We start from the raw sequence: 23627 nt of genomic DNA, 5'->3' as shown, positions 1-23627 counted from the left end.
ATTTCATTTTAAAGTAACCTAATCGGTGTACTTTTTATTAAAGTTAAAAACAAAGAAACCGAGCGCTAGGCTCGGTTTACTTCAATCATACTTTAATGTATGTGGGAGTATTAGGCAGTTAATCGTTGCTTAATTAAACCAGAAATCTTACCCATATCGGCTCGACCTTCAGCTTTGCTTTTGATTATACCCATTACTTTACCCATGTCTTGCATACCTGCTGCATTAGTATCAGCAATAGCCGCGTCAATGAGAGCAATTATTTCTTCTTCACTCAATTGTTGAGGTAAAAAAGTTTCAAGCGCTACTATTTCATTGGCTTCAATATCAGCTAAATCATCACGCCCAGCATCTTTGTACTGAGTGTAAGAGTCACGACGTTGTTTAACAAGCTTCACTATAACGGAGGTAATACCTGCGTCGTCTAGCGTTATTTGCTCGTCAATTTCACGTTGCTTGATTGCAGCAAGTACCATACGAATAGGGTTAAGACGTTGCTTGTCTTTAGCTCTCATCGCATCTTTTTGCGCATCTTTTAGCGTTATTAAAAGGCTCATTTATACAAGACCTAATATATTAGTATAATTTAACGCGACGAGCGTTATCACGAGAAAGTTTTTTCATGTGACGTTTAACTGCAGCAGCTTTTTTACGCTTACGCTCAGCTGTTGGTTTTTCATAGTGCTCGCGACGACGAACTTCTGAAAGGATTCCTGCTTTTTCACATGAACGCTTGAAGCGACGAAGTGCTACGTCAAACGGTTCGTTCTCTCTTACTTTAATTACTGGCATTAAAAATTCACCTACCTAAATTATGAGCGTTGCTCAAGTTGATCAAACATTGATCAAGTGGTTCAAAAATGGTGCGGTATTGTAATCCGAAGCAACACCACATGTAAAGGACAATATTAACAGAAACGCATTACGTTAAACAGTATTAATTTGCTTGGCGCTGGTACAGTTGGCAAAGTACTTGCCCCGCCTTTTTTTCTTTAATTAACAACCAGTTGGTTGGTGTTTCTAAGGCGGCTAGCTCTGCCTCTACTTCAACATAAATTAATGCGTCGTTGCTTAACCATTGGTTTTTTTCTAATAAATCGCAGGTTGTTTGCGCTAAATCTTTACGAAATGGTGGGTCAACAAATACAAGATTAAAGGCTTTGTTTGTGTTTTTTTGCTCTAAAAAGGAGAGCGAATTAGTATGTTTAACGTATGCGTTGTCGAGCTTTAAAGTGCTAATATTTTGTCCTAATTGCTTAGCAGCTAATGAGTCGAGTTCGATAAATGTAGCGCTTTTAGCATATCGTGATAGCGCTTCAAATCCCAATCCACCAGAACCGGCAAAACAATCAAGTACATTTGCGTCACGCGTATCTTGCATTAGCCAATTAAATACAGTTTCTTTAATTCGATCGGTAGTAGGTCTCAAGCCTTCTACGTTTTTAACCGGGAGTTTACGGCCTCGAAATTGACCACTAATCACTCTAATAAAGCCATCACTGGGCTTGTTAGCAGCTTTATTTTGCGTTGTTTTTTTTCTCATTTAGCTCACTAAAAAATGGTATATGGTATCTAGCTCAGATAATATTATGGGCGATTACGTGTAGCTTCATTTTTCAACCGCATTAAAAGTGTTACTATTAAACACTTACGTTTTGAATGGTTGTATTTATTAGCAACTATTGCTGGGCATTGCCAAGCTATTTCAAATTTTAGTTTATCAGATTTTTATAAGTGGTTATTAGCAAGTATGACAAAAAAAAGTAAATTCATGTCGTGGCTCGGTTTTGGCAAGTCAGATAAAAAAGAAGCAGAGCAAAAAGCAGCAGCTGATAAACAACAAGTATTAGCGCAAGAAGAGGCCCAGAAGCTAGAGCAAGAAAAACTAGCGCAAGAGCAAGCTGAAGCTGAACGGTTAAAAGCAGAGGCTGAAACAGAGCGTTTAGAACAAGAACGCCAGCGTGCTGAAAACGCGGAAAAGATTGCCATTGAGCAGGCCAATGCTGAATTACTTGCAAAACAGCAAGCAGATGCCGAGGCGCAAAGACAAGAACATGCGCAACGTTTAGCCGATCAAGAAAAAGAGATGCGCTTAGAGCAAGAACGATTAGCGGCAGAAAAAGTAGAGGCTGAGCGACTAGAGCAAATACGCCTTGAAAAACAAGATGAGGCAATCAAAGCCGAAAAGCTTGCAATAGAGCAAGCGAATGCTGAGTTATTAGCAAAAGAACAAGCGGATGCTGAAGCTCAAAGGCAAGAGCGAGCGAAGCGCTTAGCAGAACAAGAAGCGCAGATGCTTTTAGAGCAAGTACGTATTGCAGCTGAAAAAGCAGAGAATGAACGTTTAGAGCAAGAACGCATTGCGGCTGAAAAAGCAGAGAATGAACGCTTAGAGCAAGAACGCCTTGCAGCTGAAAAAGCAGAAAACGAGCGTTTAAAGCAAGAGCGCCTTGCAGCTGAAAAAGCAGAGAATGAGCGTTTAGAGCAAGAACGCCTTGCAGCTGAAAAAGCAGAAAACGAGCGTTTAGAACAAGAACGCCTTGCAGCTGAAAAAGCAGAGAATGAACGCTTAGAGCAAGAACGCCTTGCGGCTGAAAAAGCAGAGAATGAGCGTTTAGAGCAAGAACGCCTTGCAGCTGAAAAAGCAGAGAATGAACGCTTAGAGCAAGAACGTATCACAGCAGAACTTGCAATTGAAGAAGCTAAAAAAGCCGAAAAGCCAAAAAAAGAAGGGTTTTTCTCTCGTCTAAAAAAAGGCTTGTTAAAGACTCGCGTTAATATAGGTTCTGGTTTTGCGTCTATTTTTAGTGGAAAAAAAATAGACGACGAATTATTTGAAGATCTTGAAACTCAATTACTCACCGCCGATTTAGGCGTTGATACTACCATGAAGTTGATTGATCGTTTAACTGATGCAGCGAACCGTAAACAGTTAAAAGATGGTGATGCGCTTTATGAGTTAATGAAACAAGAAATGGCTGCGATGCTTAAAACGGCAGAACAGCCTTTAGTCATAAGCGAAGATAAAAAGCCGTTTGTTATTTTAATGGTAGGTGTAAATGGTGTTGGTAAAACAACGACTATTGGTAAAATGGCTAAGCAATTTCAAAACGAAGGTAAGTCGGTTATGCTGGCTGCTGGTGATACGTTTAGAGCGGCAGCTGTTGAGCAGCTTCAGGTTTGGGGTGAACGTAACAGCATTCCCGTTATTGCACAGCATACAGGTGCAGATAGTGCATCAGTTGTGTTTGATGCATTCCAAGCGGCTAAAGCACGTAATATAGATGTGTTAATTGCTGATACAGCTGGGCGCTTGCAAAATAAAGATAATTTAATGCAAGAGCTTGAAAAAATAGCTCGTGTAATGAAAAAGATTGATCCTGATGCGCCGCACGAAGTGATGTTAACTATCGATGCAGGCACAGGGCAAAATGCAATTAGCCAAGTAAACCTGTTTAATCAATGTGTTGGTTTAACTGGTATTACGCTTTCAAAACTTGATGGAACTGCAAAGGGTGGTGTTATTTTTGCGGTTGCAGATAAGTTTAATATTCCAATTCGTTACATTGGTGTTGGTGAAGGTATTGATGATTTACGCGCTTTTAAAAGCGATGATTTTATTGATGCGTTATTTAGCCAAGATGAGGACGACGTTTAATTTACCAAAAAAGGGAGCTAGCTCCCTTTTTAATTGCGAGGAATACTAATTTCATTAATGTGTTAATGGAGTTGGCATAATAAAAAGATGATAAATTTTCAGCAAGTAAGTAAGACCTATCCTGGAGGGCACCGCGCCCTCGAAAAAGTTAATTTTCATATTAAACCGGGTGAACTTGCCTTTTTAACTGGCCACAGTGGTGCGGGTAAAAGTACGTTGCTTAAGTTAATTAGCTTAATGGAACGTCCTTCAGCAGGTAGTGTATTTATCAACGGTGTTGATTTAAACAAAGTAAACTCGCGTCAAATTCCTTATGCTCGTCGTGATATAGGTATTATTTTTCAAAATCATAGGTTATTAGAGCGCTATACTATTTTTGATAACGTGGCATTACCTCTCATTATTGAGGGGACTCACCATAAGCAAATAGCTAAACGGGTCCATGGCGCGCTTGACAAGGTAGGCCTAATTGACAAAGTGAAATGTCATCCTTCAATGCTCTCTGGAGGCGAACAACAACGTGTTGGTATTGCCAGAGCTATTGTAAACTCCCCACCAATTTTACTAGCTGATGAACCAACAGGTAATCTTGACCCAGAGCTTTCAATGGAAATACTCAAGTTGTTTGAAGACTTTAATAAACACGGTACCACTGTTCTTATCGCAACGCATGATTTGGGTTTGGTTGCACGTATGAAGTATCGTAGCTTAACCTTAAAAGATGGCCGTATGCTTCAAGACCCGCTTGCTGAGGGGGCACTATGAGTTTACTTTTTAAAGGTCGCCAAAATAGTAACGACAAGCAAAAAAAATCAGTATTAGCTGGCGGTTATTTTTTTATTATTAATATTTTTCGCCAAGGTGTGCATAGCTTAGGTGAAATGTGGCGCACGCCGCTTGCGTCTATGATGACTATCGCTGTACTTGGTTTGAGCCTAACGTTACCTGCAACACTTTACTTAGTCGTTAAAAACGTACAGCAAGTGAGTAGTGGCTTTGAAGAGGCGAGTGAAATATCGTTGTTTGTAAAAGAAAGTATGAACGAGCAAGAAACGCAAACATTAGTAAAGCGTTTAGCACTTTACCCAGAAGTGGAAAGTGTTGAGTTTATTTCAAAACAACAGGCATTAACAGAATTTAAAGACGTATCTGGCTTTGGGCAAGCTTTGGAGTATTTAGATAAAAATCCATTACCGGATGTGGTACTCGTTACTCCAACAAAACGTCACAGACATCCAAATGCAGCTAAAGTACTGCTAACTAAATTAGAAAGTGAACGTGAAGTTGATTTTGGTAAGCTCGATATAGCCTGGTTAGAGCGTTTAAATGCATTACTAGATTTACTCAAAGAAAGTGTAATAACTATCGCATTATTACTACTTACCTCAGTGACACTTATTATTGGTAACACCATTCGTTTGTCGATCATGGATAAAAAAGAAGAAATACAAGTAATGAAGCTAGTAGGCGCAACGAACACCTTTATACATGCCCCATTTTTGTGGACCGGTATTTGGTATGGTGTAATAGGTGGTTTGTTTGCCTTTATATGCGTAGGACTGATGATGTGGTGGCTTTCAAGCGCTGTGAGCAGTGTAGCGGGGGTGTATCAAACAAGTTTTTCGTTAATAGGATTATCGCTTAATGAACTCGGCTTTTTAGTGTTACTTGCAACAAGCTTAGGATTTGTAGGCTCGTACCTTTCTGTAAATCGATATATTAAAGAAATAGAACCCGATAAAGTATAAAAAACCCTGCAAACTATAAGTGAACCAACCCAGCTTGATATGCGTATCGTATCGGACTGGGTTGTACCTCCCGTTACTAAAACTGTCATATTTGTGTACTATCCTCCCATAAAGTAATGAGTTGTAAATAAGGTGATACAGCGAGGTTAACCTGCTGCAATCCCTCAATTCATCACTTATTCAGTCGCTTGTAGTAGACTAAACACATACTAAAAACTGCTTGATTTATACTTTTAAAAAGTTTTAAATTGGGGTTAGCACTCTTAGGGAAAGAGTGCTAAGATAGTTTCAAATGTTTATCACCGAGGTGAAAAATGAGTAAAGATTTATACGCAATGGCACTTACAGTCGGACAACAAAGCGCAAGCATGGACGGTTACCTTCAAGCGGTAAGCACTATTCCTATGCTTAAAGTTGAACAAGAGCAAGAACTTGCTAAAAGACTTCAGGAAGAAGGCGATCTTAGTGCTGCCAAGCAACTCATTATGTCGCATTTACGCTTTGTAGCACATATTGCTAAAAGCTACTCGGGATACGGCTTACCACAAGCTGACCTTATTCAAGAAGGTAATATAGGCCTGATGAAAGCGGTTAAACGTTTTGACCCTACAGTGGGTGTACGTTTAGTGTCGTTTGCAGTGCATTGGATTAAAGCCGAAATTCACGAGTTTGTTCTTAAAAACTGGCGCATAGTTAAAGTTGCAACCACTAAAGCGCAACGTAAATTGTTTTTTAATCTTCGTAAAAACAAAAAGCGTTTAGGCTGGTTCAACCAAGCTGAGGTTAGCACTGTTGCTAGCGAGCTAGGTGTGAGTGAAAAAGAAGTACGTGAAATGGAATCGCGCATGAGCGGACAAGACATGGGCTTTGACCTAACTGGTGACGATAACGACGATGCACCAACAAGTACATACTCTCCAGTACAGTATTTAACAGATGGCGCAGCTGACTTAGCTGACGACGTTGAACAAGAGCAGTGGAAAGAGCAAGCGCATACCCGTTTATTTAGCGCACTTAAAACACTAGATGAACGTTCACAAGATATTGTTAGCGCGCGTTGGTTGTCTGATGATAAAGCGACGCTTCAGGAGCTTGCACAAAAGTACAGTGTATCTGCTGAGCGTGTTCGTCAGCTTGAAAAAACAGCGATGAAAAAGTTACAAAGCGCTATGAGCTAATACTGCTCAAGCAGCAAAATTTAAAAAGCCCTGCATGAAAATGCGGGGCTTTTTGCTTTTGAGTAGGTTGGTTTGAGCGAAGCGAAACCCAACGATAAAATATCTAATCAAGTAATACCGATACTCTGCATTATCGAATGGTTATACCAATCCGCAATAATACTTAATCATTTTGCGGGGCTAAACGTGTCGCTACCTGCGTTAAAAAAGTCTCATTTAGAACAACTGAATAGTGAATTTTTTGCCTAGCTATCAACACGTTTTTCCGCCCTCAAAATAGACCACTTAATTAAGCGAATTGGTATTAGTTTATTATTCGGATATAGCATTATTTAAAGCTTATATTACCTAGCACTCACTCCCTTTCCCTCAGCATGCGCTAACTGAATGTACTTACGTTCAACTAATTGCGAAACAGGTACGAGTTCAAAACCTTGCTTAGTTAGCTCTGGTAAGGCATGGCGTAAAAACTCGATGGTTTCAGGGTAGGGGTGAGCAATTGCAATGGCAAAGCTATGGGAAATGGCTAGTTGTTTTAACTCTTCAAGCCTTAGCTGCAGTTGTTCTGGTGTAGTTATGTTGTCTAAAAACACTTGGCGACTAATATTAGCAACACCCAAAAAGTTAGCGGCATTTTGTGCCTGACTCAAATCGGTTGTGCGACTATCTAAAAAATATAAATGACGCTTTTTAAGTACTTCCATTGTCCACTTCATAGCTTGGCTTTTTTGCGTAAGCGCTGAGCCCATGTGGTTATTAACGCCTTTAACTTGCGGTAAACTAGCGAGAGCTGTTCCAAGAGTTTGCTGAAGCTGCTCTTTATTCATATTTAAAGTAAGCGCACCAGGCCCTAGTTCTTTACCGTTAAGTGCTTGCATAGGTACATGAAGCAATAACTCTTTATTTGATTGACTGGCAAGTGTTGCAAAAATTTGCGAATAAGGGGTATGGGGCAAAATTGAATACGACAATTGCCCAGGTAAGGAAAGGAACTCTAAGTCCCGTTGATGATAGCCTATATCGTCTATCACTATTGCTATTTGCTTGGCGCTAATTGTTGCAGAGCTAAAACAAATAGCTAATGTTAGCCATTTTATTATTTTCACGTTTATAGTTTTTATTATCTTTTTAGCTTTATTTATACAGCTTATACAAGCTATTGCATGCTGAGTAATTGTTTGGCTTTAACCAACTGTAAATCGGTTAGATTACCAGTAAGTAATTGCGCATTATTGTTAGTGTGTTCATTTTTTATTATAACGGCTTTATTACTTTGTGAAAGGTTTGTTTGATTAACCGCCACATCTGGGGTTATTCCTATTCCATCAATCGATTTACCTAACGGTGTGAAGTATTTCGCTGTGGTGAGCTTTAATGCGGTATTGCCATCACCGAGTGGAATGAGTGATTGTACAGAGCCTTTCCCAAAAGATTGGCTGCCAACAATGGTTGCTCGGTTATTATCTTTAAGTGCTGCTGCAAGTATTTCGGCTGCAGAGGCAGAATTTTCGTTTATAAGCACAACTATGGGCGCATTTTTTAGAATGTCTCCACGCTTTGCATAAAATGCTTGGTTAGCATCGTAAAAACGTCCTTTAGTCGTCACTATAGTGCCACTTTGTAAAAATAGGTCTGATACAGCCACTGCGCTTTGTAATGTCCCCCCTGGGTTATCACGTAAATCAATTACTAAGCCTTTAAGTGGGTAGCCAAAATGGCTTTGCAGGGCGGCAACTTGTAGTGCAACTTCATGTAATGTGTGGTTAGAGAAGTTATTGATAGCTATGTAACCAGTTCCAAAATCTAAAAGTTCGCTTGTTACACTTTCGAGGTTTATTTGGCGACGTGTGACATGAAAAGTGAGTGGGTTTTTATTGTTATCGCGATTTACAATTATATCTATATTCGAAAATTCACTGTCTCTTATTAGTGTTGCTACTTCGTCGATAGTACGGTTTTGAGCTGCGTTGTTGTTTACACTTACAATAATATCGCCTGGTAAAATACCTGCTGCTTTTGCGGGCGAATTATTAACCACGTTAACAATAGTCATATTCTCGTCTATGTTCTTAACTTCTATACCAATACCTGTGTAACGACCATTTGTATTATCAAATAATGAGGCTAATTCATACTCATTTAAGTACTTAGAATAGGAGTCGAGTTTTGAATATAAACGCTCAAACTGCTGGTTGTTATATTTAATATGGTGGCTATTTTGTAAGGTGAGATCTTCAACGTAATAGGTATGAATGTTAAAGAGTATTTCGTCTATTTGTTGTCTTTTAAGATCTTTAATTGAGCTTGCTAGTGCATTACTAGTAAAGGTAATTAGGGTTAGTAATACAAGTAAGTACAGACTTATATAAAAGTCTGCACTTTTTTTATTAACGGTATTTATTGTGTGTTTTTTAGTTGTCATCAGCTGCTCCAAGGCGGTGCAGCGATTTATCTAATTAAATACGTTTGCACCATTTTACAGGATTTACTGCGCGTCCTTTGTGGCGTATTTCAAAGTATAGACCAGAACTTGCCTGTCCGCCGCTTTGGCCTACTAAAGCGAGGGTTTCGCCTTCACGTACCATATCCCCTACATCTCTTAGTAGCGTTTGAGCGTGGCCATATAGGCTCATAAAACCTTCACCATGGTCTACAACAATTACCCATCCATAACCTTTTAGCCAATCGGCAAATACAACTTGCCCGTTGTGCACGCTATTAATATTAGTGCCTTCTTTTGCACCAATTAATACGCCTTTCCAATCAATACCACCATGTTTACGTTGGCCGAATGTGTGCTCTAACTTGCCTTTGCTCGGCCAGTCTAATTTTCCCTTACTCTTATTTAGGCCAAGTAATTCTATTTTTTGTGTTTTTTCTTTTTCGAGCTCTTTAATCGTTGTTACTAAAGTTTGTTGGTTTTCTTTTAAATAATTTATTGAGCTTTTAGTGCTGTTGAGCTGAGCTTGTAAGTTTTTAAGGTTAGCTTGGCGTTCACTTTGTGCATTAAGTAATGCAGTTTGGCGCCTTTTTTGTTCATCATATAAAAGCTCTAGTTTTTCTTGCGTTTTAACGAGCTCTTCTTGGTTTTGTACTATTTGCTGTTGAAGATCTTTTAGATCTTCGATTTGTTCAATACGGGCTTTATTTAAGTAATTGTAATAGCTAAGTGTGCGCTCAAACTTGGCTGTGTCTTCTTGATTCAACAGCATTTTAGAGTAGTCGTCGCCACCGGCCATATAGGCACTTTTGAGTTGCGCGGCTAAAATTTTCTGAAACTGAGTGTGTTTTTTATCAAGCTCATCGGCTTTACTTTGTAACTCTTTTTGCTGTGTTTTAGTCTCTTTTACGGATTGCTCTGCCATGTTAAGTGCTTTAGCATTTTTAGCTATATCGAGTTCATGGCTTTTTAGATTTTTTTGTAGCGACGCTATTTTTTTTCTTTGGGCGTTATATTCAGCTTGGCTTTGCTCAAGTGCATTTTGAACCTCTGATAAGTCTTTTTTAGTACGATCTTCATTAGCAACTGCAGATGCAGCCACTAATGAAGTTAGTATCAAACCGCACTTAATTAACCGGTTAATACGTTTGTTCATGTGTTATTTCAACATCATGATAGGCGTACCAGTCATTTCTTTTGGTTGCTCCATACCCATTAAGTGAAGCATTGTTGGGGCTACATCACTCAAGGCTTTACCTTGCATTGGCTCTGCATCGCGACCAACATAAATAAAATGCACCGGTTCGCTAGTGTGGGCAGTATGTGCTTGGCCTGTTTTGAGATCAGCCATTTGCTCAGCATTACCATGATCGGCTGTAATTAGTGCTTCACCACCAAACTCTTCTAGCGCATCAACAACACGTCCGATACAGCTATCTACAGCTTCACAAGCTTTAACAGCGGCTTCAAATACACCTGAGTGACCAACCATATCGCCATTAGGGTAGTTACAAATAATAGCATCGTATTTACCGCTTTTAATTGCTTCTACCAGTTTGTCGGTTAGCATTTCTGAGTTCATTTCAGGTTGTAGGTCGTAGGTTGCTACTTGCGGCGAAGGAATTAGCTCGCGTGTTTCACCTTTAAATTCGCTTTCACGTCCGCCACTAAAGAAAAATGTAACGTGTGCGTATTTTTCGGTTTCTGAAATACGAAGCTGTGTTTTATTATTTTTTTCAAACCATTCACCGAGTACGTTTATTAGTGGTGTAGGTCCAAATGCAACAGGTGCGTCTATATCGGCTGCATACTCTGTCATCATTACAAATGCGCTAAGCTCTGGCGTTCTTTTTTTAGTAAAACCATCAAATTCAGGCTCAACAAAAGCGCGGGTAATTTCGCGGGCTCTATCTGCTCTAAAGTTAGCAAAAATAACGGTGTCACCATCGTTTATTGAAGCCGGAGTGGCACCTGTTGGCGTAATAGTCGTAGCTGCTACAAACTCGTCGTTTTCGTCGCGCTCGTACGCTGCATTAAGTGCTTCAACACCATTATCAAAATTAAAGTCGCCTTCGGCGAGCGTCATTACGTTGTAAGCTTTTTCTACACGGTTCCAACGGTTGTCTCTGTCCATTGCGTAGTAACGGCCAATAAGTGATGCTAAACGTCCGCACTTAAGTTTACTAAATAACGCTTCAATTCGTTCGATTGATGCTTTTGCGCTACGTGGAGGTGTGTCACGGCCATCTAAAAATGCATGGAAATAGACTTCTTTAGCACCACGTTTTGCCGCTAGTTCGATACTTGCAACTATATGATCTTCATGGCTATGCACACCACCTGGGCTTAAAAGACCCATTATGTGAACCGCTTTACCAGCACTTACTGCTTTGTCTATGTTTTCAACTAAGGCTGGGGTTGAATCAAACTCGCCATCGTTAATTGCTTTGGTGATACGGGTAAAATCTTGATACACAATGCGCCCTGCACCTAAGTTTACATGGCCAACTTCTGAGTTGCCCATTTGACCATCAGGAAGACCAACATCTAAACCCGAAGCAGATATTAATGTGTGTGGGCGGGTGGCCCATAAGTTGTCTAATACAGGTGTGTTAGCTGCAAGAATAGCATTACTTTGCGTATCTTCGCGGTGTCCCCAACCGTCTAAAATCATTAATACCAGTGGTTTTTTATGCTCTGTCATAATAGCTCCTGAAAATTAGTATCTGTTGATGGATACTGTGCACCTAAAAAGGTTTATTAGCGTGGTTTTAGCATACCGTGTTTTTAAGCTAGGATCAGCATTGAAAACAAGATATTAAATATTTTTACTTATACCTTATTGACTAACATGAACTCTGCTTGAGATAGATTTATTATCCAGAGTTCTGTTAACTATATATGGGGGGCTTTATCGTTTTTTAAACGTCTCTAAGTGCTCCTAAACTCGCATTTTAGGTTGGTTTGGGTATACTTGCGTGGCTAAAGTACAAAATCCTTAAAATATTAGGGCGTGTTGCACTTTGGTGGTTGAATTTGCAGCAGTATGTTTGGTTTTTAGGCAAGGCAGAGCCTATGAAGTGTGGTTACTCCCCATAAATAGGCGATAACGTAGCATAAATACCAAACATACGCTGCCCGCTGGGTTCTTTCTAGGGACTATTACCTCTTTGTTGCTCGGTTTTTACTTAGCCCACTAGGTTACAAATCTCGCGCCGCGATCTAATCGCCCCTAGATTGAACAAATTTCAATCCACAAAGGCCAACACGCCCTAGGTTTAAAACATAATTTCATAGTGGAAGTAGAATGGATCAATATATTGAATTTATTACAAATCATCCCATTTTAAGCCTTGCTTGGGTTGGTATTGTTTTCCTTATTGTTAGTGGCTGGATAAAAAGTAAGCTTTCAGCTGTTCGTCAAATAAATCCCCAGCAGCTTACGTTACTTATTAACCGTGATGACGGTCAAGTAATCGATATACGTGCGCAAAAAGAGTTTAATGCAGGGCGTATTTCTGGTGCTGAGCACTTAAGCCCAGAGAATGCGAAAAAATCTGACTTTTCAAGCCTTGAAAAGTACAAGACTAAACCCATTATAGTTGTATGTACTACAGGTATGACTGCCCAAGGTACTGCAGCCGCTATGAGTAAAGCTGGTTTTGAACGAGTTTACTTATTAGCAGGTGGCATGGGTGCGTGGCAATCTGCCAGCTTACCAACTACAACAGGTCGCTAATCAGTTTAGCTAGGCCGATAGAGGATTTATTATGAGTAATGTTGTTTTATACACCAAGGCGTATTGTCCATTTTGTCAGCGTGCTCTTTCGCTTTTAAACAGCAAAGGCGTTGAATACACAAATTATGATATTGGTGTGCAGCCTGAGCTACGCGATGAAATGATTGCCAAAGCAGGTGGTGCAAGCACAGTACCGCAAATTTTTATTAATGATGAATATATCGGTGGCTGCGACGACATGATGGCTATTGAAGCGCAAGGTAAACTTGACGCTAAGCTAAACGCTTAATTTAATTATAATAACGAACAAGTTAGGAATAACAATGAACGAAGAAAATCAAAACGTAGCAGCTGCTGAAGCTGGCGCACAATTTACTATTCAACGCATTTACACTAAAGATGTATCGTTTGAAACGCCAAACTCTCCGGCCATCTTTCAAAAAGAATGGACACCAGAAGTTAAGCTAGACCTAGATACACGCTCAAACAAGTTGGACGAAGGTGTATTTGAAGTTGTTTTAGCGCTAACTGTAACTGCATCTATTGGTGAAGAAACTGCGTTCTTATGTGAAATTCAACAAGCAGGTATTTTTACTATTGCTGAAGTTGAAGAAGTGCAACTTGCGCACATGCTAGGTGCATTTTGTCCTAACGTGTTATTCCCATATGCACGTGAAGCTGTTTCAAATCTTGTTAACCGTGGTACTTTCCCACAGCTTAACCTTGCGCCAGTTAATTTTGATGCGTTATTTGCACAATACATGCAACAACGTACTGCGCAAGCTGACCAGGCTTCAGCAGACGCATAACTTATGAGTACAGCAACTACAGCTGTTACTGTATTAGGGGCGGGGTCTTACGGCACCGCCCTTGCTATTTGTTTAGCCCGAAATGGTCACCAGGTGACACTTTGGGGAAGAAATAGCGACGACGTTGCCACGCTTGCAGCTGAGCGGAAAAATCAACGTTACTTACCTGATGCTCCTTTCCCAGATACTCTTACTCTTGAAGCTAACCTACAACATGCCGTTGCTAGCAGTGCTATTGTACTTGTTGTTGTGCCAAGCCATGCTTTTGGCGACACGCTTGCGCAGATAAAACCTGCATTGCAAGAGGGTGCTAAAGTAGCGTGGGCAACTAAAGGGCTTGAGCCTAATACTGGACGTTTGTTACAAGAAGTTGCTTTGCAAGAATTGGGTGATGACATACCACTTGCGGTACTTTCGGGGCCTACGTTTGCAAAAGAAATGGCGATGGGGTCACCTACAGCTATTTCAGTGTCTTCTACGTCACCTGAATTTGCGCAGCAACTGGCCGATTTACTTCATTGTGGTCGCTCATTCCGTGTGTATAACAATGATGACTTTATTGGTATACAGCTCGGTGGTGCGGTTAAAAATGTAATTGCAATTGGTGCCGGTATTTCGGACGGTGTAGGTTTTGGTGCTAATGCGCGTACCGCGCTCATTACCCGAGGCCTTGCAGAGCTCACTCGTTTAGGCTGTGCTTTGGGTGCTAAGCCAGAAACCTTTATGGGAATGGCAGGCCTTGGTGATTTAATACTAACCTGTACAGATAACCAATCACGTAATCGTCGATTTGGTTTGGCGTTAGGTAAAGGCGAGAGTGTTGATGCTGCTATTGAGTCTATTGGCCAAGTAGTTGAAGGCTTTAGAAACACTAAAGAAGTGTATTTACTAGCGCAGCGTGCTGGCGTAGAAATGCCAATCACAGAGCAAATTTATAAAGTACTTTATGAAAATAAAGACATGAAAGAAGCCGCTATGGCTCTTTTAGGACGAGAACAACGCGCTGAATAAGCGCTTGAGCTAGGCCTTAACTAAAAAACCGACATTATGTCGGTTTTTTATTGCCTAACGGATTATATTTACTGGGCGTTAGGGAAGCCCAACTGACGCCACGACTCGTAAACAAACACGGCGACTGCATTTGACAGGTTCATACTACGACTATTTGCTTGCATAGGAATACGTACACGCTGATCGTTTGGTAATGCTTGAATCATTTCATCAGGCAGGCCGCGTGTTTCAGGACCAAACACTAAACAGTCGCCAGCTTCGTAACTTGCTTCATGATGAAATTGACTGCCTTTAGTTGTACAGGCATACACTTTTTTAGGTTTGCATTTCTCAAGGTAGTCCTCAAATGAGGCATGGCGTTGAACATGGCTAAATTCATGGTAATCAAGGCCCGCACGTTTCACGCGTTTATCGTCCCATTCAAAACCTAATGGCTCAATTAAATGTAATGCATAGCCAGTATTGGCACATAGGCGAATAATATTACCTGTGTTAGGCGGTATTTCAGGTTGGTATAAAACAATATCCAGCATAATGAGCCTTATAAAATAATCTGTAGTTTGACGAAGGGCAGTATACACGAAACCTTTTAAAAAAATGATATACTCAACACATTCAATACAGTGATTAATGGATACACGCGTGCATAACCGTAGCTACGAATTTTGGGTTAAAACTTCCAGCATTGTTACCATGGTCATGGTTAGCTTAATGATCGGCGCAAAAACATGGGCCTGGCTGGCTTCTGGCTCGGCTTCAATGCTTGGCTCGTTAACTGATTCGTTAATGGATATTACTGCCACCGCTATGAGCTTTTTAGTGTTGGGTTACGCACTGCGCCCAGCAGATGATGACCATAGATTTGGACACGGAAAAGCTGAAGCACTTGCAGGACTTGGCCAAGCCGCATTTATTGCAGGCTCAGGTTGCCTACTTGCTTTTCATGGTATTGAGCGATTATTTAACCCTATACAGTTAAGCCATTCTTTATTAGGTGTGTGGGTAAGTATTTTTGCTATTGCGTGTACGCTCGTCATTGTATTTGTACAAAACAAAGTGGTTAAGTATACCGATTCAATTGCTATAAAAGCCGACTCAGTACATTACAAAGGCGATTTAATATTAAACGCTGCTGTGCTGTTAGCTATTTTGTTAGCTTATTATGGCGTGTTGTATGCAGATCCTATTTTTGCAATAGGTGTAGCGGGTTACTTACTTTATAACAGCTGGGATATAGCTCGCGATAGTGCCGATCATTTAATGGATAAAGAGCTACCTGATGATGAAAAACAAAGCATATTTGACATAGCCAGAGCCCATGCTGATGTGCATGGCGTGCATGATATTCGTACTCGCCAAGGCGGAAAAGTTAAGTTTATTCAAATGCACTTAGAGCTTGATGATCATTTAAGCTTGATTCGCGCGCACAATGTGGCTGATGAAGTAGAGGCAATGCTCAAAGAACGTTTTGAGTCTGAGGTAGATATACTGATCCACCTCGACCCTTTGTCAGTACTTGTTAAGCCGTCACCGACTCACAAAATTGATAAAAGTTAGTTAATAGCGGCTTTCGAATTTCGTCACGTTCAAAAAGTAGCTCGTGTTTAGCGCCTTCAAAACTCTCAATCGTTGCATGAGCATGCCTTTTTGCAATACTGTACTGTGCTTCGTTGTTTACCACTGTATCGCTAGCTGCACTTGCTATAAACAAAGGGATTGATACGTTTAGGTTATCAACAGACTTTAAAAACGATATTGTAGCTGCTAGCCAGCCAAACGTAACGCCACCTAATTGTATGTTAGGTTCTAATTTATAGGTTTGCCTAAAGTAGGTGTAACGCTTCTCGCTGCTAGTAAGTACGTTTTCGGTAAATGGGATCGGGTTGTAGTTGCCTTGTCCAAATGCATAGCAAGAGTGTAAACCAAGTAAAGTGGCTAATTTAACAATAAACTTCGTTGGTATTTTTGGTACGTCTTTTGTAAAAATATCAAACATAGGAGCAGACAAAAACACGCCTTTATAGCTATTTTCAAATTTTGCTAAATAATCAATAGCAATGGCGCCACCCATTGAATGAGCTAGCATGACTTTTTTACCTTGCCAATGCTTTGAAACTATTTGCTGATCAAAGTTATTTAGGTCACTGCTGTAGTTATTATAATGTTTTACAAAGCCTTTATGTTTATTTTTAAGGAGCCTGTAAGAGCGGCCCTGACCTTGATGATCCATAATAAACACAGCAAAATTATTACTATACAGCTCCCATAGCAGTTCTTTATATTTTTCTAGGCCTTCAATACGCCCTGTACTTACTACTATTGCGGTTGTCGCGTTTTTAGGGATTGCGTATGCGTAAAATAGCTTTCCTGATGGCGTATCTAAGTAGCTTTTAATTAAATTTTCAGTATAAAAAACATTAATGGCCTCTTGATTGCTCTCAAGCTGGGCTTCTGAACTATAAAACATGCTTTACTCTTTTATTAATGGCAAGGTTATATTAGCACACAAGCCACCTAGTTCTTTATTTGATAATACTAAACTGCCACCATGCGCAGTAATAGCATTTTTAGCAATCGCCAGCCCTAAACCCGTGCCACCACTTACGCGATCTCGCGCATCTGATTGCCTAAAAAAGGGCTCGCAAAGCTTGCTCAGTTGCTCATTTGGCACACCAGAGCCATCATCACATATTTCTATATAAATGGCATCTGTATGCTTTAGGGCAATGCTAATTGTATTATTTGCGTATTTAATGGCGTTGCGAAGTAGGTTTTCAAGCGCACTGGCAATAAGGCCTTCGTCGCAATTAATATTTACGTCTACAGCGCCCACTATATTTAGCTGCTTATTATTTTGTTTTGCTTCAAACTGCGCATCGTTAATAACGTGATCTACAATTATTTGTAATGATTGTTTTTGCAGTGAAAGCGCTTGGCTTTTTGCTTCTAAGCGAGAAACTTGCAGTACGTCAGCAATCATTTTATCGAGCTGGTTAGCCTCTTTTTCTATGCGTAATAAATACGATTGGCTAGCGTCGTTAGCTTGCATTTGTGCAAGTCCGGTAGCCATTTTTAAACGTGTAAGGGGTGAGCGTAACTCATGTGATATGTCGGCTAATAAGCGTTTTTGTGAGCTAATTAAAAGCTCTAACTGATTAGCCATGCTGTTAAAATCTCGCCCAAGTATTCCGAGTTCATCTTTACGGTTTACAGAAATATCGGCCCTTGCACTTAAGTTACCCGCAGATAATTTAATAGCTGCTTTTTTAAGGCTATTTATAGGGGCTATTAAGTTACGGCTAAATACAAAACTTAAAATGAGAGATGCAACAATTGCGATGACTATTTTCATCCAATTAGGCATTAGCTTAAAGCGCATTATTAGCGGCGGTTGATGGTTAATATCTATTTCATAAAGATAAAAACTCCCTTCAGGCACTTTTATATTAACAGGGCCGAAGGCTTGGTATTTTTCAGTGAAAATAATTTGCGGTGACATGTTTTGAGTAAAGTTTAATAAACTTAAGTCGATGCTCTCTGGCACTTCTTTATTACTAAGTGAGTCATCGGATTGTGCTGCGCTTAAATATAAAAGTTTACGCTTTGATAGGCGAGGGTGAACTAATACTTCGCTTAGGGTGCGCTTATGTTTAACAGCAGATCGCTCAATGCTTTTAGCGGTATATATCAGGTTTTTTTTCATCGGCCCATAAAGTGGCTCGTTAGATACCGCATTAATAGCGGTAATATTACTTAAAAATACAAGCGCTGCTACGGTGCCGATTATAGTTAACCAAAACCAAATAAATATTTTAAAAAACAGGTAGTGCCTAGGGTGCTTTAACCAAGCAAAGTAAGTACTTTTATTCGCCTTGGATAAAGACATAACCTGTACCTCGCATTGTTTTAATTCGCTCACCTGGAATATGCTCTGCTATTTTTTTGCGGATATTACTTACATGCATATCGATAGAGCGATCAAAAGAAGCTAAGCGCCTACCTAGTACTTCTTCACTAATTTGCTCTTTACTAACCACTTCACCTGCATTTTTACACAATAGCGTGAGTATTTCGTACTCTGTACCAGTAAGCGTTAGTGTAGAGCCGTCTATTGAGGCCTCTCGAGCTGCAAGGTTAACAGTAATGCCATTAACGAGTAACTTACTCGTTGTAGCTACATTTAAGCTATTAATGTGCTCTATACGGCGAGTTATCGCTTTTACGCGGGCAAGTAATTCACGATGATTAAAAGGCTTTGGAATGTAATCGTCAGCGCCTAGCTCTAGACCAAAAATACGGTCAAAGTCTTCACCTTTTGCTGTAAGCATTATTACCGGTGTGAGTTTTGTTTGCCTAAGTTGTTTAAGTACTTCAAAACCATCAAGCGTTGGTAACATTACATCTAGCAATATCAGGGCGTAGTCATTTGCTTGTGCTAGTTTAAGGCCTTGTTCACCGTCGTGTACGCTTTGTATTTCAAAGCCTTGGGCAGTTAAATATTCACTTAATAGCTCACAAAGGCCAGTGTCGTCATCAATCATTAATAGTTTCATTTACAAACCCTTAGAGTTGTTTATAGCGTTATTTTACCCGCTAAATAGTGCAAAGGTGAATCTTTACACAACCTTTACACTGCTTTGCGTTACTTTGCGTTGAGTTAGGTATAGTTAACTCACTGGCTTAGTAGCCACAACCACCCAATATTAAGGTAATGATTATGACTAAATTAAACACACTTTCAAAATTAGTACTTATCTGTGGCTTAGCAACAGCAACGCTTGGTGCTGGTAGCGTGTTAGCTAAAGGCGACGGACATAAGCAAGGCCATTCTCAAGCTCGTTTTTTACTTTCTGAGCGCGGCGTTGAAAAATTAAACCTAACAGATGAGCAGCAAACTAAGCTAAAGGCTATTTTTGAAGCGCAAAAAACACAAATGAAAGCACTGCGTGGCGACGATAAAGAAGCCCGTAAAGCGATGCGTGAAGCGCACAAAGCAAAAATGGATGCATTACTTTCGGCTGCAACATTTGACGAAAATGCAGCAAAAGAGCTATTAAATGAACGTCATGAAAAAGGTGAGCAATTTGGTTTAATTAAACTAAAAACACAACACCAAGTAATGCAAGTGCTTAACGCTGAGCAAAAAGAGAAGTTTGCTAAAATGCAAAAGCGTATGAATAAAAAGCACCGTAAACAAAAAAGTTAATTTTACTTTTTTGTAAATACTAAAAAACCAGCGTAATGCTGGTTTTTGTATTTAGGGCATTATGAAGATAAATTATTTAAAAAAGTCATCTTCATTTTTAGCCATCATTGCCTCAATATCTTCTATCATGTCTTGGCTAAACTCTTGTGCCGAGGTAATTGGTGCAGAAATTTTATTATTTTCGAACGACCATTCACCTAAATCAATTAGTTGGCAGCGCTTTGAGCAAAAAGGGCGAAATGGGCTTTGCTCTGACCATTCAACTTTAGTTTTACAGGTTGGGCAGTTTACAACAGTAGGCATAAATTACTCTCTACAAATTTTTGGTGCATATTACATTACTTAGATATGAGTCTCTAGATATAAGGCTCTGAGCTTAAAGCTTAGAGCCTTATATCTTTTACTGTGGGACTTTTAAAAATTGGTTACGCGGTTAATTTCACCAAGGGATGTAAGGCCATCGGCTGCTTTGCGTAAACCCGATAAACGTAAATTATTAAAACCGGCTTTAAGTGATACGTCTGCTATTTCAAGCGAATTACCACCGCGCATAATAATTTGGGCAATTTCAGGAGTAATTTGCATTACTTCGTAAATACCCACACGCCCTTTGTAACCATCAGTACAGCTATCACACCCTTTAGGCATATATAACGTCATTTCTTCAATTTGCTCGGCACTAAATCCTTGGCGAGCAAGTTCTTCACTCGGAAGTTGTTCTGGCGTTTTACATTTAGGGCATAAACGACGTGCTAAACGCTGGGCTATTATTAAGCTAATCGAACTTGCTACGTTATAAGCGGGTACACCCATATTTAATAATCGAGTGATTGTTTCCGGCGCTGAGTTTGTATGCAATGTTGATAAAACCAAGTGACCTGTTTGCGCCGCTTTTATTGATATTTCTGCGGTCTCTAAGTCACGTATTTCACCTACCATAACTACATCAGGATCTTGACGTAAAAATGCGCGCAGTGCGTTGGCAAAAGTCATGTCGGCTTTAATATTTATTTGTACTTGGTTTACACCTTCAAGGTTAATCTCAACCGGATCTTCCGCAGTACTAATATTACGCTCAGGTTGGTTTAGTATATTTAAACCTGTGTATAGCGATACTGTTTTACCAGAACCGGTGGGCCCTGTTACTAGTATCATCCCTTGAGGCTGGGCAAGCGCATCCATGTAGAGCTTTTTCTGCTCAGGCTCATAGCCTAATACATCAATGCCTAACATAGCGCTTGATGAATCAAGAATACGCATTACTATTTTTTCGCCCCACAAGGTAGGCATGGTACTTACACGAAAATCGATACTTTTGCGTTCAGTAATTTTTAGCTTAATACGACCATCTTGTGGTTTGCGTTTTTCGGCAATATCGAGTCTCGACATAACCTTAATACGCGCAGAAAGCTTGGTGGCTAATGTATTAGGTGGGCTTGCAACTTCATGCAAAATACCATCGATACGAAAGCGAATACGGTACTTGTGCTCATACGGTTCAAAGTGTAAATCAGAGGCGCCTTTTTTAATGGCATCCATTAAAATTTTGTTGATATATACGATGATAGGCGCATCATCTTTATCGTCATCTTGTGGTGCTGTATCTCTTTGGCTTTCTGAGTCTAAATCAGCAAATTCTTGAAACTCGTCATCAGTTAGATTTAAGCTGCCAGTGGCATCTAGCAACTGCTCAATTTTGTTATCGAGTTGAATATAATCAACAACAACAATTTCGCATGAAAGACCGGTACTAAACTCAAAGTTTTCGAATGCGCCGTAATCTGTTGGGTCTGATGCTGCTATATAAACTTTTCGATCTTTTTGAACAAGCGGTAAAATGTGATGTTTACGTATAAGTTTTTCTTTTACGAGGTCGGCCGGGATTCTTGTAGGATCAAAGTCTTTTAAATCAAAATAAGGTACGCGAAACAAATCAATACATTGTTCAGCTAAATCTTTACTATCGATTTTTCCACATTTAGAAATAAGCTCAGCTGTTGAGGCAAATTCATTTTGTTTGTTTTTAACCGTGTCGGCATCAATGCGGCCAAGGGTTATAAATTTTCTCAATAACGGTGAGTTAATATTCATTGCGCACCTGTTTTATTCCTTCAATAGTAAGCAATTTATCAGAAAAAAGAAGGGGATTACATCACCTTTCATTCATTGTTGTGATTTTACTAACTAAAATACGAGTTTGTGTGAGTTAGGACAGTGTTATTGTGAGTTAGTTTTGTTGTGTAATGCATATTGTAGGTACTTTTTATGAAGATCAACAAGTTCTATATTCACTAGGTTTAAACTACGGTCGTTATTTAAAATATCATCCGCTTTTTGTTGCTTATCATCACGTGACATTTGCGAGGCAATAATACTTTTAACTTGCTCACTACTTGTGTTGTCACGTTTTGCTGTACGCGCTACTTGTACAGAGGTTGGTACGTCAATAAGTAAGGTATGGTCGCAATATTTATCAAGGTTGTTTTCAAACAATAAAGGCGCTACTAAAACAACATAAGGGCTAGTTGCATTATTTAAATCGTTTAGTATTTTTGCGCGAATAAGAGGGTGTAGCAACGCATTAAGCCATTCTTTGTCACTGTTGTTAGTAAATATTTTTGCGCGAAGCTCTGCTCTATTTAATGTGCCGTCGGGCAATAAAATATGCTCACCAAAGTGGGCTGTAATCGCTTTTAGCCCTTTGCTATTTGGGAGTACGACTTCACGCGCAATTATATCGGCATCAACTATTGTAATCCCAAGCCCTTCAAACATGTCACTTATGGCCGTTTTACCACAGCCAATACCACCAGTTAAACCTAGTACCCAGCTATTAACTTTAGTAATTTGCTCACTCATTTTAATAACCAATTAAATTAAAATAAGCGCCTTGAATTTGGTTGCCCCAAAGCATGGTGATCCAGCCTGCTATCGCTAAATAAGGGCCAAAAGGGATAGGGGTCGCTTTGTCTTTACCTTGTATGCTCAACAGCGCAATACCTATGATGGCACCCACTACGCTCGAAAGCAGAATAATAGTAAGCAATGACTGCCAGCCAAGTAACGCCCCAAATACAGCAAGCAACTTAAAATCGCCATAACCCATGCCTTCTTTACCGGTTAGTAACTTAAATAACCAAAACACGCTCCATAAGCTTAAATAACCACAAGCCGCACCAATAATGGCATCGGTTGGTGTAATTGTGTAACCCATTACCGAGGCAATGAGTGCAAGCCATACTAGCGGTAGTGTAAGTTGATCTGGCAGTAACATGTGGTCAATATCAATAAAGGTCAGAGCTACCAATATCCACGTTACAAAAATATATAAAAGGGCTTGCTCGGTCGCACCAAAGCTATAGGCAACAATTAAACTTAATAGGGCAGTAATTAGCTCTACAGCAGGGTATCGGGCCGAAATAGGATTACTGCAACTTGCGCATTTACCTTTAAGTATTAACCAACTAATAATAGGAATATTTTGCCAAGGCTTAATGGCTGTTTTGCATTTAGGGCAGGTAGAGTTGGGTTTTACTAAGTTAAAAGGCTTATTGATATTGGCTTGTTTAGATTTATTAGCTGTAAGCTCATCATCTAGCAATATGCGGCATTCGCTTTGCCACTCACGTTGCATCATCAGTGGTAAGCGATAAATAACCACATTTAAAAAACTACCAATACACAAACTAATTAAGCCAATAGTGGTTAAATAAAACCACAACTGGCTTTGCATTACTTCAATAATACTTTGCATCATATTACCTGAAAATTATTTTAAAAATTAAGCGTTTAAAAATTAAGTGAAGTATTTATCACATAGAGAAGTGAAAGAGAGTAA

25 protein-coding genes are annotated in these 23627 nt (G+C 39.7%); 10 read left to right on the top strand and 15 right to left on the bottom strand.

Features of this window, described 5'->3' with window-relative positions:
• Positions 1-110: 110 nt before the first annotated feature.
• The 3 genes from H5157_RS06090 to rsmD form a co-directional block, all read right to left on the bottom strand.
• Positions 111-557, bottom strand: a complete 447-nt coding sequence (locus tag H5157_RS06090; RefSeq protein ID WP_007376027.1) for a GatB/YqeY domain-containing protein — start codon at positions 555-557, stop codon at positions 111-113.
• A 19-nt stretch (positions 558-576) separates the two neighbouring features.
• Positions 577-792 carry a 30S ribosomal protein S21 gene (gene rpsU, locus H5157_RS06085; RefSeq protein ID WP_002957797.1) on the bottom strand — a complete coding sequence of 72 codons (216 nt, stop codon included), beginning with the start codon at positions 790-792 and terminating at the stop codon, positions 577-579.
• 145 nt (positions 793-937) lie between these two features.
• Positions 938-1543 carry a 16S rRNA (guanine(966)-N(2))-methyltransferase RsmD gene (rsmD, locus tag H5157_RS06080; protein ID WP_182724366.1) on the bottom strand — a complete coding sequence of 202 codons (606 nt, stop codon included), beginning with the start codon at positions 1541-1543 and terminating at the stop codon, positions 938-940.
• A gap of 207 nt (positions 1544-1750) precedes the next feature.
• On the opposite strand from rsmD, the gene ftsY reads away from it, so the two are divergent.
• The 4 genes from ftsY (at position 1751) to rpoH (ending at position 6584) form a co-directional block, all read left to right on the top strand.
• The gene (gene ftsY, locus H5157_RS06075; protein ID WP_182724365.1) at positions 1751-3658 is read left to right on the top strand and encodes a signal recognition particle-docking protein FtsY; all 1908 of its coding nucleotides are present in this window, start codon (positions 1751-1753) and stop codon (positions 3656-3658) included.
• A gap of 87 nt (positions 3659-3745) precedes the next feature.
• Positions 3746-4423, top strand: a complete 678-nt coding sequence (gene ftsE / locus H5157_RS06070; protein ID WP_002957793.1) for a cell division ATP-binding protein FtsE — start codon at positions 3746-3748, stop codon at positions 4421-4423.
• A complete protein-coding gene (ftsX, locus tag H5157_RS06065) occupies positions 4420-5406 on the top strand; it encodes a permease-like cell division protein FtsX (protein ID WP_002957792.1) in 987 nt (328 codons plus the stop codon). The genes ftsE and ftsX overlap by 4 nt, the downstream gene beginning before the upstream one ends.
• Before the next feature lie 314 nt (positions 5407-5720).
• The gene (gene rpoH, locus H5157_RS06060) at positions 5721-6584 is read left to right on the top strand and encodes an RNA polymerase sigma factor RpoH (RefSeq protein WP_002957791.1); all 864 of its coding nucleotides are present in this window, start codon (positions 5721-5723) and stop codon (positions 6582-6584) included.
• A 344-nt stretch (positions 6585-6928) separates the two neighbouring features.
• On the opposite strand, the gene H5157_RS06055 is transcribed toward rpoH, so the two are convergent.
• The 4 genes from H5157_RS06055 to gpmM are packed head-to-tail and all read right to left on the bottom strand — an operon-like array spanning position 6929 to position 11728.
• Positions 6929-7690, bottom strand: coding sequence for a divergent polysaccharide deacetylase family protein (locus H5157_RS06055; RefSeq protein WP_024597557.1), 762 nt, complete (start codon positions 7688-7690; stop codon positions 6929-6931).
• A gap of 50 nt (positions 7691-7740) precedes the next feature.
• Positions 7741-9006 carry a S41 family peptidase gene (locus tag H5157_RS06050; RefSeq protein ID WP_024597558.1) on the bottom strand — a complete coding sequence of 422 codons (1266 nt, stop codon included), beginning with the start codon at positions 9004-9006 and terminating at the stop codon, positions 7741-7743.
• Positions 9007-9040: 34 nt separating this feature from the next.
• Entirely contained in the window at positions 9041-10180 is a 1140-nt protein-coding gene (locus H5157_RS06045; protein WP_182724364.1) for a murein hydrolase activator EnvC, read from the bottom strand.
• Positions 10181-10183: 3 nt separating this feature from the next.
• Positions 10184-11728, bottom strand: coding sequence for a 2,3-bisphosphoglycerate-independent phosphoglycerate mutase (gene gpmM / locus H5157_RS06040; RefSeq protein ID WP_002957786.1), 1545 nt, complete (start codon positions 11726-11728; stop codon positions 10184-10186).
• A gap of 603 nt (positions 11729-12331) precedes the next feature.
• Here gpmM and H5157_RS06035 point away from each other — a divergent pair.
• Genes H5157_RS06035 through gpsA form a run of 4 tightly spaced genes read left to right on the top strand, consistent with a single transcriptional unit; the run spans position 12332 to position 14583 of the window.
• Complete coding sequence (locus H5157_RS06035; protein ID WP_002957784.1) at positions 12332-12763, top strand: rhodanese-like domain-containing protein; 432 nt, start codon at positions 12332-12334, stop codon at positions 12761-12763.
• Between the two features lie 31 nt (positions 12764-12794).
• Entirely contained in the window at positions 12795-13052 is a 258-nt protein-coding gene (gene grxC / locus H5157_RS06030; protein ID WP_182724363.1) for a glutaredoxin 3, read from the top strand.
• 34 nt (positions 13053-13086) lie between these two features.
• On the top strand, positions 13087-13572 hold the full coding sequence (gene secB, locus H5157_RS06025) for a protein-export chaperone SecB (protein WP_002957782.1): 486 nt from the start codon (positions 13087-13089) through the stop codon (positions 13570-13572).
• Between the two features lie 3 nt (positions 13573-13575).
• The gene (gpsA, locus tag H5157_RS06020) at positions 13576-14583 is read left to right on the top strand and encodes an NAD(P)H-dependent glycerol-3-phosphate dehydrogenase (protein WP_024597561.1); all 1008 of its coding nucleotides are present in this window, start codon (positions 13576-13578) and stop codon (positions 14581-14583) included.
• A 68-nt stretch (positions 14584-14651) separates the two neighbouring features.
• On the opposite strand, the gene trmL is transcribed toward gpsA, so the two are convergent.
• Entirely contained in the window at positions 14652-15116 is a 465-nt protein-coding gene (gene trmL, locus H5157_RS06015) for a tRNA (uridine(34)/cytosine(34)/5-carboxymethylaminomethyluridine(34)-2'-O)-methyltransferase TrmL (RefSeq protein WP_002957780.1), read from the bottom strand.
• Between the two features lie 160 nt (positions 15117-15276).
• On the opposite strand from trmL, the gene H5157_RS06010 reads away from it, so the two are divergent.
• A complete protein-coding gene (locus H5157_RS06010) occupies positions 15277-16140 on the top strand; it encodes a cation diffusion facilitator family transporter (protein ID WP_076914922.1) in 864 nt (287 codons plus the stop codon).
• Here H5157_RS06010 and H5157_RS06005 read toward each other — a convergent pair.
• From H5157_RS06005 to H5157_RS05995, 3 genes are read right to left on the bottom strand one after another with little or no spacing between them, the layout of a single operon-like run.
• Positions 16103-17050 carry an alpha/beta fold hydrolase gene (locus H5157_RS06005; protein ID WP_182724362.1) on the bottom strand — a complete coding sequence of 316 codons (948 nt, stop codon included), beginning with the start codon at positions 17048-17050 and terminating at the stop codon, positions 16103-16105. The genes H5157_RS06010 and H5157_RS06005 overlap by 38 nt on opposite strands.
• A gap of 3 nt (positions 17051-17053) precedes the next feature.
• Positions 17054-18469 (bottom strand): ATP-binding protein, encoded by a 1416-nt coding sequence (locus H5157_RS06000; protein WP_182724361.1) that lies wholly within the window; start codon positions 18467-18469, stop codon positions 17054-17056.
• Positions 18447-19136, bottom strand: a complete 690-nt coding sequence (locus tag H5157_RS05995; protein ID WP_002957776.1) for a response regulator — start codon at positions 19134-19136, stop codon at positions 18447-18449. The genes H5157_RS06000 and H5157_RS05995 overlap by 23 nt, the downstream gene beginning before the upstream one ends.
• 164 nt (positions 19137-19300) lie before the next feature.
• On the opposite strand from H5157_RS05995, the gene H5157_RS05990 reads away from it, so the two are divergent.
• A complete protein-coding gene (locus tag H5157_RS05990; protein ID WP_039488264.1) occupies positions 19301-19789 on the top strand; it encodes a periplasmic heavy metal sensor in 489 nt (162 codons plus the stop codon).
• Positions 19790-19861: 72 nt separating this feature from the next.
• On the opposite strand, the gene yacG is transcribed toward H5157_RS05990, so the two are convergent.
• The 4 genes from yacG to H5157_RS05970 all read right to left on the bottom strand — a co-directional run bounded on the left by yacG (position 19862) and on the right by H5157_RS05970 (position 23543).
• Complete coding sequence (yacG, locus tag H5157_RS05985) at positions 19862-20092, bottom strand: DNA gyrase inhibitor YacG (protein ID WP_024597564.1); 231 nt, start codon at positions 20090-20092, stop codon at positions 19862-19864.
• A 111-nt stretch (positions 20093-20203) separates the two neighbouring features.
• Complete coding sequence (gene pilB, locus H5157_RS05980; RefSeq protein ID WP_149603263.1) at positions 20204-21880, bottom strand: type IV-A pilus assembly ATPase PilB; 1677 nt, start codon at positions 21878-21880, stop codon at positions 20204-20206.
• Positions 21881-22006: 126 nt separating this feature from the next.
• The gene (gene coaE, locus H5157_RS05975) at positions 22007-22648 is read right to left on the bottom strand and encodes a dephospho-CoA kinase (protein ID WP_182724360.1); all 642 of its coding nucleotides are present in this window, start codon (positions 22646-22648) and stop codon (positions 22007-22009) included.
• Between the two features lies 1 nt (position 22649).
• Positions 22650-23543 (bottom strand): A24 family peptidase, encoded by an 894-nt coding sequence (locus tag H5157_RS05970; protein ID WP_182724359.1) that lies wholly within the window; start codon positions 23541-23543, stop codon positions 22650-22652.
• Positions 23544-23627: the final 84 nt, after the last annotated feature.

This window comes from Pseudoalteromonas sp. SG43-3, from assembly GCF_014164385.1.
GTDB lineage: Bacteria > Pseudomonadota > Gammaproteobacteria > Enterobacterales > Alteromonadaceae > Pseudoalteromonas > Pseudoalteromonas distincta.
This window is presented reverse-complemented; position numbering and strand designations above follow the sequence as displayed.